Raw genomic sequence first — 613 nt, 5'->3', positions numbered from 1 at the left:
GTTTATGCACTATTAATTATTCATTTATTTCCTTCGCTGAAACACAAACAAGTAATTCAGCTGATCAAGCAAAAAATGCTAGTGGCATCGATAATGGCATAGCAAATTTAAAGTATGATAGTAGAGATATTTTAGCAGTAAATGGTGATAAAGTAGAGAGTTTTGTGCCGAAGGAAAGTATAAATTCAAATGGTAAATTTGTAGTGGTTGAACGTGAGAAAAAATCACTTACAACTTCGCCAGTGGATATTTCGATTATTGATTCTATGACTAATCGTACTTATCCAGGAGCAGTACAACTTGCAAATAAAGCTTTTGCGGATAATCAACCGAGTTTATTAGTGGCCAAGAGAAAACCTTTGAATATTAGTATAGACTTACCTGGCATGAGAAAAGAAAATACAGTAACTGTCCAAAATCCAACATATAGTAATGTATCTGGAGCAGTAGATGATTTAGTATCTACTTGGAACGAAAAGTATTCATCAACACATACGTTACCTGCAAGAATGCAGTATACGGAATCTATGGTTTATAGTAAATCTCAAATCGCAAGTGCTCTTAATGTTAATGCTAAATATCTTGATAATGGACTGAACATTGACTTTAATGC

1 protein-coding gene is annotated in these 613 nt (G+C 33.3%); it reads left to right on the top strand.

The window, feature by feature from the left end; genetic code table 11:
- On the top strand, window positions 1-613 hold a 613-nt coding region (locus COO03_RS21990), incomplete at both ends, for a thiol-activated cytolysin family protein (protein WP_179863021.1).

This window comes from Bacillus sp. AFS098217 (assembly GCF_002551815.1).
In the GTDB taxonomy this organism is placed as follows: domain Bacteria; phylum Bacillota; class Bacilli; order Bacillales; family Bacillaceae_G; genus Bacillus_A.
The sequence above is the reverse complement of the archived record's forward strand: the minus strand, read 5'-3'. Positions and strand labels throughout refer to the sequence as shown.